Annotated in this window: 1 protein-coding gene; it reads right to left on the bottom strand. The window is 25.8% G+C overall.

The genetic code is table 11. The features are described 5' to 3' along the window. On the bottom strand, positions 1 to 419 hold a 419-nt coding region (locus tag AVBRAN12647_RS09635; protein WP_336615123.1), incomplete at its 3' end, for a cytochrome b/b6 domain-containing protein. Between the last annotated feature and the right edge of the window lie 57 nt (positions 420 to 476).

The raw sequence follows: 476 nt of genomic DNA, 5'->3' as shown, positions 1-476 counted from the left end.
GTTTTAATAAGCCCTGTAATAATCAAAATAACCATAATAATTACAAGTCCTAAATACGCAAGGCGTTGTTCTGGTAGGTATTTTTCGCAAGGTTCTTCTTCTTTGTTAAAAATTATTGCATAGATTAATTTTATGCTTTTTTTAATATCACCTTTTTTTGGAAGTATTGAAAAATCTTTGCGTAAAATATAATATGTAATATGCAAAAACACAAAAAATATCAAGCTAATACTAAAAATATAATGAACCATTAAACTAATATAATAATCCACACTCCAAGACATTAAAGGTAATTTATAAATCATATATCTTTTTGCGACAGGCATTTGCAAAATACCACTAAAAATCAACGCAAAAACACTAATCATTATTCCTAAATGAGTTATTTGATTAAATATACTTTGTCTTTTAATTTTCATTTTTTTTCCTTAGTAAAACACCTGCTAAAACACCTGCAATAGGGCTTAATAAAACAC

The organism is Campylobacter sp. RM12647 (genome assembly GCF_020138135.1).
In the GTDB taxonomy this organism is placed as follows: domain Bacteria; phylum Campylobacterota; class Campylobacteria; order Campylobacterales; family Campylobacteraceae; genus Campylobacter_E.
The sequence above is the reverse complement of the archived record's forward strand: the minus strand, read 5'-3'. Positions and strand labels throughout refer to the sequence as shown.